This is a genomic window from Mesorhizobium sp. ISC25, from assembly GCF_042295465.1.
In the GTDB taxonomy this organism is placed as follows: Bacteria; Pseudomonadota; Alphaproteobacteria; order Rhizobiales; family Rhizobiaceae; genus Mesorhizobium.
Map to the genome: position 1 here is coordinate 4,600,661 of NZ_CP135441.1, position 14,425 is coordinate 4,615,085.

Below are 14,425 nucleotides of genomic sequence, written 5' to 3' on the forward strand. Positions count from 1 at the left end.
GTGCGGCCTGCCAAACTTAAGCCCAACTGGGGGGGCAGACCAATATAACGAGCAAGCAATCAGATGATGGTGACCGGCATGAAAAACGCAACTTTCGCCCCAAGCAGGGATTTCGCCCCAACCCGCCGGCAGGTGCTCGGCCTCGGTCTGGTCCTGGCCGGTGCGGCGGCCGCCAACCTCGTGCCCGGCTTCCAGTTGCTGGCGTCGGCGCAAGCAGCGGTTCCGGCGACGGCGCAGAAGATCGCCGATCATTTCTCCTCGGTCAAATCGATGAGCGGCGAGTTCGTGCAGTTCGGGCCCAAGGGCGAGCAGACCGGCGGCAAGTTCTTTCTGGAACGGCCGGGCAAGATCCGCTTCAATTATGACGGCGCCTCGAATTTCAGGGTGATTTCCGACGGCAAGTCGGTGGTCATCCTCAACAAGAAGCTGCGGACCTCCGACCTCTACCCGCTGTCGAAGACGCCGCTGAAGCTGCTGCTCGACGACAAGATCGATCTCTCGGGCGGGCGCGTCAGAAGCGTCAAGGAAGAGGACGATCTCACCACCATCCAGCTTGCCGACAAATCGGTGTTCGGCAATTCGAAGATCACCATGATGTTCGATCCGAAATCCTATGAATTGCGGCAGTGGACCATCACCGATGCGCAAGGCAAGGACACAACGGTGATGATCTTCAACACCAAGGAGGGCGTCAGCTTCGCCCCCGACACCTTCGCCATCGACTATACGGCGAACCGCGAGCTGAACACCAAGACGCGGTAACTTTCTACCGCTGCGGGATGGCCTTCCGCGTTGGTGCGGGCGGCTTGTCTTTGCGGTGCGCGGCTGGCAGTAGTTTCCGCGATTGACTTTTCGTCGGAGCCATCCGGCGGATCTTGCGTTGTCCGGAACCCCACATGCCGTTTTCCGTCGCTACCTGGAATATCAACTCCGTCCGGCTGCGTATGCCGATCGTCGAGCGCCTGCTGGTCGAGCAGGCGCCGGACGTGCTCTGCCTGCAGGAAACCAAGGTTCCGGACGAATTGTTTCCGGAGAAGGCGTTCCGCAAGCTCGGCTACGAGCACATCGCCTTCCATGGCCAGAAGGGCTATCACGGTGTTGCGACCATAGCGCGGCGGCCGATCGAGGTGGTCGAAAAGCGCCGCTTCTGCGACATCGACGACAGCCGGCATCTGTCGGTCACCGTCAAGGCCGGCGGCAAGGCGATCCTGCTGCACAATTTCTACGTTCCGGCCGGCGGCGACGAGCCCGACCCGGCCGTCAACGGCAAGTTCAAGCACAAGCTCGATTTCGTTGCCGAGATGAACGCCGTGCGCGCCGAGCATGACGAGGTTTCCGGCTCGATCTTGGTCGGCGACCTCAACATCGCGCCGCTCGAGCACGATGTCTGGTCGCACAAGCAGCTCCTCAACGTCGTCAGCCATACGCCGGTCGAGACGGAAAACTTCGAGGCGATGCGGCTCGCCGGCGACTGGATCGACCTGATGCGGCTCAATGTGCCTTACGAGGAGAAACTCTACACCTGGTGGAGCTATCGCGCCCAGGATTGGCAGGCCTCAAATCGCGGCCGCCGCCTCGACCATATCTGGTCGTCGCCAAACCTGGTGTCGCATTTTGCCGGCTATGAAATCCTGCGGCCGGCGCGCGGCTGGGAACGGCCCTCGGACCATGTGCCGGTGATAGGGCGTTTCAACCTCGATTAGCTTTGTCTCGCCTTAACAACTCAGCGAAACCTGAAGCTATCCGCGATGTAGTCGGGACGGGCGTTCAGCGTGGCGAAAACGTCCTCCAGGTCAGGCACCCCCGCCAATATGCCCGACAGGACCAGCGTCGTCGCGACGCCGACGCCGTTGCCGCCGGCGATGTCGTGCTCGACGCTGTCGCCGACGCAGACCACGCTGTCGCGCTCCGGGTGGCCCGCCAGTGCCAGCGCTGCCTCGAATATCTGCGGATTGGGCTTGCCAATGCGCGCCACGCTGCCGCCGAGGCTCTCATAGAGATCGGCGAGCCGGCCGGCGCCGAAGCGAGGGCCGACGGCAGTCAGCATGATCTTGTCGGGATTGGTGCAGAAGCATGGCACCCGCCGCGCCGCCGCCGGACCAAGAAGCCGGCGGTAATGGTCGAGGTCGTAACGATCGCCCTCGCTGGCGGAAATCAGCACCAGTTCTGCATCGTCGCCGTCCCTGGCCAGGACGAAGGGCAGGCCGTCGACAGCCGAACGGTCATTGTCGCGGCGGATCAGCAGGCATTTTGTCTGCGGGCGCAGGGCTCCGGATGCCGCCATTTGATGGAAGGAGCGCCACGCCACCTCGCCGGAGGAGACAAAGTGATCCCAGCTTCCCGGTTCGAAGCCGAGCTTCAGCAGGCGGCGCTCATTGGGTTGCGCCCGCTTGCCGGAATTCGAGATCAGCACGATGGTCTTGCCGGCGCGCTTGAGCGCCGACAAGGCTTCGACAGCACCTGGATAGGCGCTGGTGCCGTCGTGCAGCACACCAAACTGGTCGAGCAGGAACACCTGATAGCGGTCGATCAGCGCGGCGATGCCATCGAGGTGTTGAATTGCCTTGGTCGTCATAAAAGCCCCGCTGCGCTTGCGCCCATCAGCGCCAGCCGCGCCGTGCCGGCAGCGGCCTCCTCCGAAAGAGCCGGTACGAGAGCGACGCCAAGCTTGCGCTGCCGGATCGCTGTCCAGGCCGGATTGGCCGCACCGCCGCCGACGCTCCTGACCGATGTCAGCCGGGGTGCGCCGAGTTCGGCAAGCCGGCGATAGCCGAGCGCTTCTATCGCCGCAATACCCTCGAACATCGCTTTCAGATAATCGGCGTCGTCGGCGGGCCGCGGCTCGAGGCGGGGCGGCAGCGCCGGATCGGCTATGGGGAAGCGTTCGCCCGGCGCTGGCAGCGGGTAATAATCGAGGCCGGTCTCGGTTGCCGGGTCGATCTTTTTGCTGAGTTCGACAATGCGGGCGACGGGGAAATGCTGGGCCAGAACCTTGCCGCCGGAGTTCGAGGCGCCGCCCGCCAGGTAGGTGTCACCCAGCCTGTGGCTGTAGATGCCGAATTGCGGCGCCGAGATCGGCCGGCCGGAGAGGATCTTGATGGTTAGCGATGAGCCGAGCGCAGTGACGCCGTCGCCCGCGGCACTCGCACCGGTGGCCAGGAACGACGCACAACCGTCGGTGGTGCCGGCGACCACGACCAGGTCACGCGGCAGGCCGAACATTTTCGCGGCGCTGGCGGTGAGCGTGCCCGTGACATCGCCCGGTCGCACGACTCGGGGCAGAAGATCCACACGCATGCCGGTCGCCGCGATCCAGTCCGGCCAGCGCCGGGCCTCGACGTCGTAACCGGTCTTCAGGGCGTTGTTCTCGTCGCTGACATCGAAGCGGCCGGAAAACTGTCCGGCGATCCAGTCGGCCTGGTGCAGCACAGTGGCGACGCCGGGCAGGTGCTGGAAAGACAGCGCCTTGGCGAGACCGGACGTCGCCCCGAGTGCAGCGCTCGTTGCCGGTGCCACGCCGGCTATTGCAGTCAGAAGAGTGTCGTCAGCGACCTTGTCGTTGTACATCAGCGGTTCGGCCAGCGGCCGCCCGGCGCCGTCGACCGGCAGCAGCGTGCCCGACGTACCGTCGACGGCGATCGAGCGCACTGCCGCGCGATCGATGCATTTGAGCAGTTCCGCCAACGTCGCGCCGACCGCCTCCCACCATATGGCGGGGTCGCGGCCGTTCAGCCCAAATCGCTCAAGGGCAATAGCGGACTGCGCGGCAATGGAAAAGTCCGGGCGCATGGCGACGGCGCGCGCGCCGGATGTGCCGATGTCAATGCCGATGGCAAGCGGGCCAGTTGATAGCGGGCTTGACGAACGCGGCATGTCAGCTGCCCCCGGCATTGAGTTTCTGGCGATATTTTTCGGCGTCCCAGTTGATCAGTTCGTTATTCTCCGCCGCTGTCAGATAATTCAGCTTGGCCGCGACATCGACCCGCGCCGTCACGTCGGCGAGGCAGCGCTGCATTGCGTCGGCACCGGCGCCGGCGTCGCCGCGCATCAGCACGCCGAGGCCGGGAAACAGGATCGCCACGGGTGCGGCGCCGCAGCGCTCGATAACGCGCTTCACATCCTCGCCCGGTCTCGCCACGACCGAGCCTTCGCCGAGAAAGATGACGTGGTCGGGGTAGAGGCTGCCACCCGAAGCCATGCGGCAGCTTTCGGGGTCGATCGCCACCGCATGCGCCTCGACGTCGGCCGGCAATCTGTAGTCACTGTCGCCCGCGCGCGCCATCAATGCCGTGGTGTCCGGCTCCGCCATCTGGCGTGGCGGCCGCGCCAAGAGCCGTGTCACGCGCCGCAGCAGCATGTCGGCCTCGGCGACGGTCTCGGCTGCAACGACCAGGCCGTGATTGCCGAGGATCAGGACATCCACGCCTGGCCGCAGGCGCTCAGCGATGCCCTGGGCGAGCGGCAGTCCCGGCCGGCGATAGGGAACATACGCCCATTGGTGGCCGTCAAGCCGCCTGGCGGCCTCGGCCTCGCAGTCGGCCTGCACGGCCAGCGAAATGGTCTCGACGCAGTGGACATGCAGAACGATGCGCTGCGGCATCAGCGCATGCACCGTGGTCTCGATCGACGGGCGCAAGCCGCGTGGATTGAGGGCGCCGATGGCGAAGGCCTGTGGCTGTTCGGCGGCTGGGTCGCGCCGTTCGATGGCGTCGAGCAATGGCGGGATGCTGACCGGCACCATGATGTCCGCGGTGAACGCGTCCTTCAGCCAGGTGCCGGAGGCCTTGATCCAGAGCGTGTCACCGGCTTTCAGCGAGGTGTTGCCGCCGGCGGCCTGGGTCAGATGCGGGTCGCTGCCGATCTCGGCCGAAAGCGACCGCAGCGCTGCCATTTCCTGCGCATCCGCACTGATCGTCATCGAAATTCCTCCACAAACCGGCCGCGTGGCCACGGCTTTGGACGTCCCGTTGCCGGGACAAAGACCCGACGCTGGTATCGCAGATGCGAGTAAGTTACGTCAACAGTGATGTTATCGCGTCAAATCGCACTTGCAATCCGAGGCATGTTGAGTAAGTTGCACCAATTGCCGTGCAAAATGGCAATGCCGTGCAAAATGCTTGGGAGGCAAGCGCATTGGGAGGTAAGGGTTGAGCGACTCCGGCCGCCAGCGTCAGATTGTCGAGCTTTTGCGGGACCGGCCTTTCGCATCGGTGCGCGAGCTGCAGGAGCGGCTTGGCGTGTCGGCGGCGACGGTGCGGCGCGACATCGACAAGATCGACGAGGCCGGAGAAGCGCGCAAGGTCTATGGCGGCATCTCGGCGCTCGATGGCGCTTCGCAAGCCGGCGTCGCCTATGCCAGGCCCTATGACGAGAACCGCGACCTCGCCGTCGAGGCCAAGCGGCAGATCGCCGCTCTCGCCGCCACCATGGTGCGCGACGGCGACGCGGTGATCGTGCATGGCGGTTCAACCTGCTTCCATCTCGGCGTCAAGCTCGCCGACCGCAACATCCGGCTCTACACAAACTCGATGCCGCTTGCGGCCTATCTCAGCGACCACGGCCATTGCAGCCTCACCGTCGCCGGCGGCGAACTGCACCGCGAGCCGGGCATCATCCATTCGCTGACCCAGACGGTGCCGTTCTACGCCTCGAAGTTTTTTCTCGGCGCGCAAGGCATCGGCCAGGAAGGCCTTCTGGAATCGCATCCGCTGCTGGTCCGCTCGATCGTCGAGCTCAGCCTCTGCGCCGACCAGATCGTCGTGCTGGCCGACAGCCGCAAACTCTCGATCCACGCGCGCAACGTGGCGCTGCCGCTGTCGCGGATCGGCACGCTGGTCACCGATGACGGCTTGTCCGACGCCGATGCGCGCATGCTCGAAGATGCCGGCGTCATGGTGCGGATCGCCGCTTCCTCGGGAGGCGCCCAGTGAACATCGCCGTCCTCGATTTCGGCAAGACCAATTCGAAGTTGTTCGTCTTCGGCCAGGACGGACAGATTCTCGACGAGCGCCGCACCCAACCAAGCTGGATCCGCAAACGCGGCTTCAGCGTGCTCGACGAGCCAGCGCTGCACGACTGGGCGGCTCGCGCCATCGATGACGCCGTCGACAGGCATGGCATTGAAGGGCTGATGGTATCCGGCCATGGCTGCACTTTCGCGCTGGTCGATGACGCCGCGCTGACGCATCCGATCCTCGACTACGAGCAGGAACCGCCAGCCGAAATCGCCGCGCAGATCGACCGCCGCATTCCGGATTTTGCCGAGACCTTCTCACCGCGCCTGCCGCTTGGCTTCAACTACGGCCGCCACATGTTGTGGCTGAAGGAGGTGGAGCCTGGGGCTTTCGCCGCAGCGGAATCGATCCTTGGGTACCCCCAATATTGGAGCTGGCGGTTTGGCGGGCGGCCGGTGTCGGAAGTTTCGTATCTCGGCTGCCATTCGCATCTGTGGGCGCCGCGCAAACGCGATTTCAGCTCGCTGGTCGATGCCGAGGGCTGGCGCGGCCAGATGCCGGCCTTCGAGCGTGCCGGCGCGGTGATCGGCGAGCAGCGCTTCGGCCAGGCCGCGAAGCCGGTCGCCATCCATAATGGCGTCCACGACAGCAATGCCGCGCTCCATGCCTACCGCCGGCAGCAGCTCGGGCCGGTGACCGTGGTCTCGACCGGCACCTGGGTGGTCGTGCTCAATCCGGACTGTCCGCTCGATGCACTCGATGGCGAGCGCGACATGCTGGTCAATGTCGATGTCGACGGCGGCCCGGTGCCGACCATCCGCTTCATGGGCGGCCGCGAATTCGCCACGATCAGCGCCGGCTGGCAGGGCGCAATTGCGCCGTCATCGATACAGCGGGTGATCGACGGCGGCATCATGGCGCTGCCGAGCTTCGCGCCCGGCGGCCCGATGCCGCACCGCCGCGGCGAACTGGTCGGGCGTACGCCCAATGCCGAGGAGCGCGCGGCCATGGCGCTGCTCTATGTCGCGCTGATGCTCGATCTGTGTCTCGAGCTGATCCATTCGGACAATACGGTGATCGTCGACGGCGGCCTGAACAATGGCGGGCTGCTTGCCGCGTTGCTGGCGCAGTTGCGGCCCGGGCAGGCCTTCCTGCAGGGCGCAACACTGGAGGGCAGCGCCACCGGTGCCGCCGCACTTGCCTTCGAAAGCGTCGGACGCGAGTTTGCCACCGAGGCGCCGGAGGCGGTGCATGCGGCAAGCTTCAGCGGCCTTGCCGGCTACCGCAACGACTGGCGCGGCCTTGCCGCCGACCGGAGTATGGCCAGCGCAACCTCGGGAGGTGGCCGATGAGCGCCGTCGCCCGGAGCGAGACGGTCCGCCAGCCCGTGCTGGAGATGCGCCACATCTCGAAGACATTCGGTGCGATCCGCGCATTGCACGATGTGTCGCTGACCGTCCATGCCGGCGAGCTGCACGCGCTGATGGGCGAGAACGGTGCCGGCAAGTCGACGCTGATGAAGGTGCTGTCCGGCGCCTACCGGCCGGACCCCGGCGGCGAAATACTGATCGACGGCGCGCCGGCCGCCACCGGCGACCCGATCAAGGCGCGCGCCGCCGGCATTGCGGTCATCTATCAGGAGCTATCGCTGGCGCCAAATCTGTCGGTGGCGCAGAACATTTTTCTCGGCAACGAGCCGCGACGGTTCGGCATCGTCGACCGTGAGCAGTGCAACCGGCGCGCCAGCGAGATCATCGCGCGGCTCGACGTGACTTTTTCAGCGCGCACTCCGGTCGCAAGCCTGTCGCTCGGCGAGCGCCAGCTGGTGGAAATCGCCCGCGCGCTGTCGACCAATGCGCGCATCATCGTCATGGACGAGCCGACGACGTCACTGACCTCGCGTGAGACCGACCGGCTGTTCGAGGTGATCGCGACGCTGAAGTCGCACGGCATCGCCATCATCTACATCAGCCACCGCATGGAAGAGGTCTACCAGCTCGCCGACCGCGTCAGTGTGCTGCGCGACAGCGGCTATGTCGGCACGCTCGACCGCGCCGACCTGAACGCCTCGCGCCTGGTATCGATGATGGTCGGGCGCGATCTGTCGACCTTCTACAAGAAGGATCACCGCCCGCCGGACAGCAAGCGCGCCGTCGCGCTGTCGGTGCGCGGCATGTCGGACGGCAATCTCATAAAGAATTGTTCCTTCGACCTCCACAAGGGCGAGGTGCTGGCACTGGCCGGCCTGGTCGGCTCGGGCCGCACCGAACTGGCACGGCTGATCTTCGGCGCCGACAGGCACACATGGGGCACGCTGGAGCTCGGCGGCAAACCGATATCCATCGGTTCGCCAAGCGAGGCGCTCGATGCCGGCATCGCCTACCTGACCGAGGACCGCAAGCAACTTGGCCTGTTTCTCGACATGTCGATCTCCGACAACATCAGCATGGGTGTGCTGGCAAGGGACGCGAAGGCCGGCGGTCTGCGCGACTTCACGGCTGCCGAAAAGCGCGCCGCCAAGGCGGTGTCAGACCTCTCCATCCGCACCAGCTCGGTGCAGGCCAATGCCGGCTCGCTGTCGGGCGGCAACCAGCAGAAGGTGCTGCTCGCCCGCCTGCTGGAAACAGAGCCGCAGGTCGTCATCCTCGACGAGCCGACCCGCGGCGTCGATGTCGGGGCGAAGTCGGAAATCTATCGGCTGATCGACAATCTGGCCAAGAAAGGCATCGCAATCCTGATGATCTCCAGCGAACTGCCGGAGGTGATCGGCATCGCCGACCGCGTGCTGGTGATGCGCGACGGCACCATTGCCGGCGAGGTGACGGCGTCGGAGGGCGAGCCGCTGCGGCAGGAAGCGATCATGGAACTTGCAACGGGAGCGGCTCAGCGATGACCGACAAGGTGGCCGACACGATGAAAGCGGACGACCGGGCGATCGGCAGAAGTACGAGGTGGCGCACCGCCATCGCCGCACTCGGCATGCTGCCGATCCTGATCCTGCTGGCGGTCGGTTTCCAGTTCATCAATCCGCGCTTTTTCACCCAGACCAATCTGCTGATCGTCATGCAGCAATCGTCGATCAATATCGTGCTGGCCGCCGGCATGACCTTCGTCATCCTGACCGGCGGCATCGACCTGTCCGTCGGCTCGATCCTTGCCGCCTCGGCGATGGTGGCGGTGATGGTGTCGCTGGTGCCCGATTGGGGACTGCTGGGCGTGCCGGCGGCCATTCTCGTCGGCCTCGGTTTCGGCGTCATCAACGGGCTGCTGATCGCCTATATCAGACTGCCGCCCTTCATCGTCACGCTGGGGTCGCTGACCGCCGTGCGCGGCGTCGCCCGCCTGCTTGGCCAGGACACCACGGTGTTCAACGCGGACCTGCCGTTCGACTTCATCGGCAACGGTTCGCTGTTCGGCATTCCCTGGCTGGTCATCATTGCGCTGGCGGTCGTCGTTCTGTCCTGGCTGGTGCTCAAGCGCACCGTGCTCGGCACCTGGATCTACGCCGTCGGCGGTAACGCCGAGGCCGCCAGGCTGACCGGCATCAAGGTGCCGCTGGTGCTGCTCTTCGTCTACGGCGTTTCCGGCCTTCTGGCTGGCCTTGGCGGCGCCATGTCGGCGGCCCGGCTCTATGCCGCCAACGGGCTGCAGCTCGGCCAGTCCTACGAACTCGACGCTATTGCCGCGGTCATCCTCGGCGGCACCAGCTTCGTCGGCGGCGTCGGCTCGATCTGGGGCACGCTGATCGGCGGCCTGATCATCGCCGTGCTGTCCAACGGGCTCATCCTCGCCGGTGTTTCGGACATCTGGCAGTACATCATCAAGGGATTGGTCATCATCGTGGCGGTCGCCCTCGACCGTTACCGGCTCCAGGCAGGAGCAAGAACGTGATGGCCCTTAGTCGCCGGCATCCAACGAGCCGGTTTCATGTGTAACGCACCGTGAGAGGCGCGGGGCATCAGGAGGAAAATAAAACAATGAAGACCATCGCTAAACTGCTCTGCAGCGTTGCCCTTGCGGCCGCCGTCATCGCGCCGGCATCGGCCAAGGATCTGAACAAGGTCGGCATCTCGGTCGGCCTGCTCGGCAACCCGTTCTTCGTCGCCACCATCAAGGGCATCGAGGACGCGGCCAAGAAGATCAACCCGAATGTGCAGGTGACGTCGGTATCGGCCGACTACGACCTCAACAAGCAGGTTTCGCAGGTCGATTCCTTCATCGCCGCCGGCGTCGATGTCATCATGCTCAACGCCGTCGACGCCAAGGCGATCGCGCCGGCAGTGAAGAAGGCGCAGGCGGCCGGCATCGTCGTTGCCGCCTTCGACGTTTCGGCGCCAGGCGCCGACGTCACCGTGATGACCAACAATGTCAAGGCCGGCGAAGAGGCGTGCCAGTATCTGGTCGACCATACCGGCGGCAAGGGCGACTACGTCATCCTCAACGGCCCGGCCTCCTCGTCGATCCTGGAGCGGGTCAAGGGCTGCAAGGACGTGCTGGCAAAACACCCCGACATCAAGATCCTTTCCGACGACCAGAACGCCGAAGGCTCACGTGACGGCGGCCTGAAAGTGTTCCAGTCGCTGCTGACCCGTTTCGATAAGATCGACGCGGTCTTCGCCATCAACGATCCGACGGCGATTGGCGCCCAGCTTGCGGCCAAGCAGCTCAACCGCTCGGAGTTCCTCTTCACCGCGGTCGACGGCGCGCCGGATATCGAGAAGGAACTCGCTTCCGGCACGTCGATGATCAAGGCCTCGGCCTCGCAGGATCCCTATGTGATGGCCGGCCAGTCGCTGACGATGGCGGCTGACCTGCTTGCCGGCAAGAAGCCGGCTGAGCCGACGGTGCTGCTCGACCCGAAGCTGATCACGGCCGACAATTTGAAGGATTACAAGGGCTGGACCGCAGCTCGCTAAGCCTCCCAAGCCTGGTGCGGCCGGGATGACCGGCCGCACCTTTTTTGTCCGAGCATCGGATTGCCAAAACCGCTTTGGCATTGGGTCCGCTGGAATAACGGAGACGATCATGTCGCGCATCGGAATCCATTCATTCGTCTGGTCGGCGAGCTCGGCGCAGGGCGACCTCGAGCGGACGCTGGCCAACACCAGGGAGGCCGGCTTCGACCTGATCGAATTCTCCTATCTCGACCCCGCCAATGTCGACATTGACGGCTTGGCCAAGCGGATCGCCGATTTCGGCCTCGGCGTCGCGATCAGCATTGGACTGCCCGCCGACGGCGATATTTCGAGCGCCGACAAAACGATTGCCGCGCACGGCGTCGAAATCCTGAAACATACGATCGCGCTGACCCGCGATCTCGGCGGCCAGAAGGTTGCCGGCATCCTCAGCACCAGCCACGGCTTGCAAAGCGAGGCGCCGACGCGCGACCAGTGGGACCGCAGCGCCGGCACGCTTGCCGAGGTGGCGGAGACGGCAAAGTCAGCCGGCGTCACCCTCAACCTCGAAATCGTGAATCGCTTCGAAAGCAATCTGCTCAACACCGCCGCGCAAGGCATGGCCTTCATCGCGGACAGCGGATCCGACAACATCTTCCTGCATCTCGACAGCTTCCATATGAACATCGAGGAGGCCGATGTCGGCTTGGCTGTTCGCAACGCCGCAAGGAAGATCGGCTATGTCCATATCGGCGAGAGCAATCGCGGCTTCCTCGGCACCGGCAATATCGATTTTGCCGCGATATTCGATGCGCTGACCGCCATCGGCTACAGCGACGACCTCAGCTTCGAATCCTTCTCCTCGGAAATCGTCGACGAGAACCTGTCGCGGAAAACCGCGATCTGGCGCAATCTGTGGACCGACAATATGGAGCTGGCCAAACATGCGCGCCGCTTCATTGCGCTCGGACTGGAGACGGCGCGGCGCAAGGCCGAGCTTGTTTCCGCAACGCACCGGCCTTGAGCCCTCGCGGTTCCGATCTGGCTAGGCCAGAGGCGCTACATTAGACCGGTTCGTCGTTTCACGGAAACGCAGAACCGGTCTATCTCTCTGTTTTGACGCAATTCCGGACGGAAAACCGTTTCACACTTTTCCTGGAATTGCTCTAGCCGGCAAAACGCGGCCCAAGTTCCTCGATGCGGCGGATCATCGCCTGGAAATCCTCCGAGATGCGCTGGTGCAGGTGAACCGCCAGCTCCGGGTATTCCTCGAGGATGCGGCGGAACATCTTGCGGCTGAGCCGCAGCACTTCCGAATCGATTTCGGCGGAGGCGCTGGTCAGCCGGTTGGTATCGGCGATCAGCGCCAGCTCGCTGAGCATGGTGCCGGGGCCGGCGGTGCCGATCGGAATGCGCTCGCCGTCGTGCTCGCGGTAGAGGACGATGCGGCCGCTGATCACGATATAGGCGCAATCAGCCTCGTCGTCCTCGCGGTAAAGCTTGTGGTCGGCTTGCAACTTGGTGGTTTCGGCGCCGAAGGCGAGCAGACGCAGCTGTTCCTGCGTAAAGCCCTCGAAGAGCCTCACGGTGGACAGGATGCGGATATCGTCATCCAGCGCCATCTAGCTATGTCCCCGAACCGTCAGTCCGACTCCTCCCCTACGAGGCCGATCCACAACCACCTCCAGCCTCAGGACCGTACCCGAAAAGCGCCCCGCCCGGATCGCTTATTTGAATAATGAAATGTTTAAGGAACCAGCTTGTAGCCGCCGCTTTCTGTCACGAGAATTTCCGCGTTGGAAGGATCGCGCTCGATCTTCTGGCGCAGCCGGTAGACATGAGTTTCCAGAGTATGCGTGGTGACGCCGGAATTGTAACCCCAGACTTCCTCCAGCAGCACGTCGCGGGTCACCACCTTCTGGTCGGCGCGGTAGAGATATTTGATGATCGAGGCTTCCTTTTCGGTCAGCCGAACCTTGGCGCCGCGCGGGTCGATCAGAAGCTTCTGGCTGGGCTTGAACGTGTAGGGGCCGACCGAGAAAGTGGCGTCCTCGCTCTGTTCGTGCTGGCGCAGCTGGGCGCGGATGCGGGCCAGCAGCACGGCAAAGCGAAACGGCTTCGTCACATAGTCGTTGGCGCCGGCCTCGAGGCCAAGGATGGTGTCGGAATCGGTGTCATGGCCGGTCAGCATGATGATCGGCGCCTTGTAGCCGCCCTTGCGCAATATCTTTACCGCCTCGCGGCCATCCATGTCGGGCAGGCCGACATCCATGATGAGCAGGTCGATGAGCCCGCCGCGCGCCGTGGCGATGCCTTTGGCGGCGGTCGCTTCCTGCAGGACGTCGAATTCCTCATAAAGCGACAATTGCTCGACAAGGGTGCCGCGCAGGTCGTCATCGTCGTCGACGATCAGAATGGTGCGTGAAGTCATGGATCAATCCGTTGTTTTGAAAAGAGATTTCAGTTGACCGCTGCCTGTTTATGCGGAAGCTGACCGGCACAACAGCCGTTCACAGTGATTTGTTCCGTGGCACGATCATACAAGAAAAAACAAGATCGCAATGCAGTCGGCGCAATTTTGCCGAAAGGGCTCACCGTGCTTACGGTGCGCGCGCGGCCTGGCCAGCCCAGCCAAGGCTTTCTGCAGGCCGGCAAACTCGTGTTTCCATGTGCGCTGGGGCATGGCGGCATCTCGGCCGGCAAGCGCGAGGGCGACGGCGCCACGCCGCTCGCCTCGATGCGGATATTGTCGGGATATTTTCGTGGCGACCGTTTTGCCGGCGGCCGCCGGACGCGGCTGGCGATGACGCCGATCGGCCGCGACCTCGGCTGGTGCGAAGTGCCCGAGGACCGCAACTACAACCGCCCGGTCAAAATCCCCTATGGCGCCAGCCATGAGCGGATGCTGCGCACCGACGACCTCTATGACGCCTGCCTGGTGCTTGACTGGAACATTGTGCCGCGCCGGCGCGGGCGCGGCAGCGCCATCTTCTTCCACCTGGCGCGCGCCGGCTTCACGCCAACGCAAGGCTGCGTCGCGGTAACAGCCCGCACCATGGCGCGGCTGCTGCCGCTGCTCTCGGAGCGGACGGTGGTAAGGGTGGTGAGGTAAGGGAGTAGGGGAATAAGGGAGTAGGGGAATAGGGCAGTAAGGCAGTAAGGCAGTAAGGGGTAAGACAGGCGCGGGCGCGCCGCTTAGCTTTTCCTACTCCCCTACTCCCCTACTCCCCTACTCCCCTACTCCCCTACTCCCCTACTCCTTTGCCACCCTATGTCGAGAAGACCGAGCCGGCCGAGTTCGCGGTCCATGGCGCGTGCGACGTCCTTGCGTTCGCCGCCAATGTCGCGCAGCTGGCGATCGGAGAGGTTCTCGACATTCTCGTGGGGAAGACTGATCGCGATTTTTGCATGCCGAAGCCAGGCAAGCACGGCGCGCAGCCAGGCCGGGCGGAGGGTTACAGGGCGCAAGGTGATGTCAGACATGGTGCAATCCGCTTCTCCGGACATCAAATCCGGTTTGATGTTTCTTCGATGCTCGGATCATGGTGGATTGAAATTTAAACGGGAAACGAGTAG

The 14,425-nt window shown here is 64.2% G+C and carries 15 protein-coding genes; 9 read left to right on the top strand and 6 right to left on the bottom strand.

Annotated elements, in window-relative coordinates; all coding sequences use genetic code 11:
• The first annotated feature begins 78 nt into the window (after positions 1 to 78).
• Complete coding sequence (locus RQ479_RS22790; protein ID WP_376702718.1) at positions 79 to 762, top strand: outer membrane lipoprotein carrier protein LolA; 684 nt, start codon at positions 79 to 81, stop codon at positions 760 to 762.
• A 134-nt stretch (positions 763 to 896) separates the two neighbouring features.
• Positions 897 to 1,703 carry an exodeoxyribonuclease III gene (locus RQ479_RS22795; protein ID WP_376702719.1) on the top strand — a complete coding sequence of 269 codons (807 nt, stop codon included), beginning with the start codon at positions 897 to 899 and terminating at the stop codon, positions 1,701 to 1,703.
• Between the two features lie 20 nt (positions 1,704 to 1,723).
• Here RQ479_RS22795 and RQ479_RS22800 read toward each other — a convergent pair whose 3' ends face one another.
• Genes RQ479_RS22800 through RQ479_RS22810 form a run of 3 tightly spaced genes read right to left on the bottom strand, consistent with a single transcriptional unit; the run spans position 1,724 to position 4,918 of the window.
• The gene (locus RQ479_RS22800) at positions 1,724 to 2,575 is read right to left on the bottom strand and encodes a TIGR01459 family HAD-type hydrolase (protein WP_376702720.1); all 852 of its coding nucleotides are present in this window, start codon (positions 2,573 to 2,575) and stop codon (positions 1,724 to 1,726) included.
• Positions 2,572 to 3,873 carry an FGGY-family carbohydrate kinase gene (locus tag RQ479_RS22805; protein WP_376702721.1) on the bottom strand — a complete coding sequence of 434 codons (1,302 nt, stop codon included), beginning with the start codon at positions 3,871 to 3,873 and terminating at the stop codon, positions 2,572 to 2,574. Before RQ479_RS22805 ends, RQ479_RS22800 begins: the two co-directional genes overlap by 4 nt.
• Before the next feature lies 1 nt (position 3,874).
• Positions 3,875 to 4,918, bottom strand: a complete 1,044-nt coding sequence (locus tag RQ479_RS22810) for a class II aldolase/adducin family protein (RefSeq protein WP_376702722.1) — start codon at positions 4,916 to 4,918, stop codon at positions 3,875 to 3,877.
• A 229-nt stretch (positions 4,919 to 5,147) separates the two neighbouring features.
• Here RQ479_RS22810 and RQ479_RS22815 point away from each other — a divergent pair, with 229 nt between their 5' ends.
• The 6 genes from RQ479_RS22815 (at position 5,148) to RQ479_RS22840 (ending at position 11,873) form a co-directional block, all read left to right on the top strand.
• Positions 5,148 to 5,930 (top strand): DeoR/GlpR family DNA-binding transcription regulator, encoded by a 783-nt coding sequence (locus RQ479_RS22815; RefSeq protein ID WP_292663773.1) that lies wholly within the window; start codon positions 5,148 to 5,150, stop codon positions 5,928 to 5,930.
• Positions 5,927 to 7,306, top strand: a complete 1,380-nt coding sequence (locus RQ479_RS22820) for an FGGY-family carbohydrate kinase (RefSeq protein WP_376702723.1) — start codon at positions 5,927 to 5,929, stop codon at positions 7,304 to 7,306. Before RQ479_RS22815 ends, RQ479_RS22820 begins: the two co-directional genes overlap by 4 nt.
• Positions 7,303 to 8,847: a sugar ABC transporter ATP-binding protein gene (locus tag RQ479_RS22825; protein WP_376702724.1), complete on the top strand. Its 1,545-nt coding sequence runs from the start codon at positions 7,303 to 7,305 to the stop codon at positions 8,845 to 8,847. The genes RQ479_RS22820 and RQ479_RS22825 overlap by 4 nt, the downstream gene beginning before the upstream one ends.
• A 20-nt stretch (positions 8,848 to 8,867) precedes the next feature.
• Positions 8,868 to 9,845 carry a ribose ABC transporter permease gene (locus RQ479_RS22830; RefSeq protein WP_376705997.1) on the top strand — a complete coding sequence of 326 codons (978 nt, stop codon included), beginning with the start codon at positions 8,868 to 8,870 and terminating at the stop codon, positions 9,843 to 9,845.
• 86 nt (positions 9,846 to 9,931) lie between these two features.
• Positions 9,932 to 10,870 (top strand): ABC transporter substrate-binding protein, encoded by a 939-nt coding sequence (locus RQ479_RS22835; RefSeq protein ID WP_376702725.1) that lies wholly within the window; start codon positions 9,932 to 9,934, stop codon positions 10,868 to 10,870.
• Positions 10,871 to 10,979: 109 nt separating this feature from the next.
• Positions 10,980 to 11,873 (top strand): sugar phosphate isomerase/epimerase family protein, encoded by an 894-nt coding sequence (locus RQ479_RS22840; RefSeq protein ID WP_376702726.1) that lies wholly within the window; start codon positions 10,980 to 10,982, stop codon positions 11,871 to 11,873.
• Positions 11,874 to 12,015: 142 nt separating this feature from the next.
• Here RQ479_RS22840 and RQ479_RS22845 read toward each other — a convergent pair whose 3' ends face one another.
• Entirely contained in the window at positions 12,016 to 12,471 is a 456-nt protein-coding gene (locus tag RQ479_RS22845) for a cyclic nucleotide-binding domain-containing protein (protein ID WP_352468153.1), read from the bottom strand.
• Between the two features lie 125 nt (positions 12,472 to 12,596).
• Entirely contained in the window at positions 12,597 to 13,280 is a 684-nt protein-coding gene (locus tag RQ479_RS22850; protein ID WP_254817802.1) for a response regulator transcription factor, read from the bottom strand.
• A gap of 144 nt (positions 13,281 to 13,424) precedes the next feature.
• On the opposite strand from RQ479_RS22850, the gene RQ479_RS22855 reads away from it, so the two are divergent.
• Positions 13,425 to 13,961, top strand: coding sequence for a L,D-transpeptidase (locus tag RQ479_RS22855; protein WP_376705998.1), 537 nt, complete (start codon positions 13,425 to 13,427; stop codon positions 13,959 to 13,961).
• A 125-nt stretch (positions 13,962 to 14,086) separates the two neighbouring features.
• Here RQ479_RS22855 and RQ479_RS22860 read toward each other — a convergent pair whose 3' ends face one another.
• Positions 14,087 to 14,332, bottom strand: coding sequence for a hypothetical protein (locus RQ479_RS22860; RefSeq protein WP_376702727.1), 246 nt, complete (start codon positions 14,330 to 14,332; stop codon positions 14,087 to 14,089).
• Between the last annotated feature and the right edge of the window lie 93 nt (positions 14,333 to 14,425).

Excerpts from the sequence above, each read along its gene's own strand:
- RQ479_RS22795 (WP_376702719.1), top strand. The coding sequence starts at position 897 with ATGCCGTTTTCCGTCGCTACCTGGAATATCAACTCCGTCCGGCTGCGT.
- RQ479_RS22805 (WP_376702721.1), bottom strand. The coding sequence starts at position 3,873 with ATGCCGCGTTCGTCAAGCCCGCTATCAACTGGCCCGCTTGCCATCGGC.
- RQ479_RS22825 (WP_376702724.1), top strand. The coding sequence starts at position 7,303 with ATGAGCGCCGTCGCCCGGAGCGAGACGGTCCGCCAGCCCGTGCTGGAG.
- RQ479_RS22810 (WP_376702722.1), bottom strand. The coding sequence starts at position 4,918 with ATGACGATCAGTGCGGATGCGCAGGAAATGGCAGCGCTGCGGTCGCTT.
- RQ479_RS22790 (WP_376702718.1), top strand. The coding sequence starts at position 79 with ATGAAAAACGCAACTTTCGCCCCAAGCAGGGATTTCGCCCCAACCCGC.
- RQ479_RS22830 (WP_376705997.1), top strand. The coding sequence starts at position 8,868 with ATGAAAGCGGACGACCGGGCGATCGGCAGAAGTACGAGGTGGCGCACC.
- RQ479_RS22860 (WP_376702727.1), bottom strand. The coding sequence starts at position 14,332 with ATGTCTGACATCACCTTGCGCCCTGTAACCCTCCGCCCGGCCTGGCTG.
- RQ479_RS22800 (WP_376702720.1), bottom strand. The coding sequence starts at position 2,575 with ATGACGACCAAGGCAATTCAACACCTCGATGGCATCGCCGCGCTGATC.
- RQ479_RS22835 (WP_376702725.1), top strand. The coding sequence starts at position 9,932 with ATGAAGACCATCGCTAAACTGCTCTGCAGCGTTGCCCTTGCGGCCGCC.
- RQ479_RS22845 (WP_352468153.1), bottom strand. The coding sequence starts at position 12,471 with ATGGCGCTGGATGACGATATCCGCATCCTGTCCACCGTGAGGCTCTTC.
- RQ479_RS22850 (WP_254817802.1), bottom strand. The coding sequence starts at position 13,280 with ATGACTTCACGCACCATTCTGATCGTCGACGACGATGACGACCTGCGC.
- RQ479_RS22840 (WP_376702726.1), top strand. The coding sequence starts at position 10,980 with ATGTCGCGCATCGGAATCCATTCATTCGTCTGGTCGGCGAGCTCGGCG.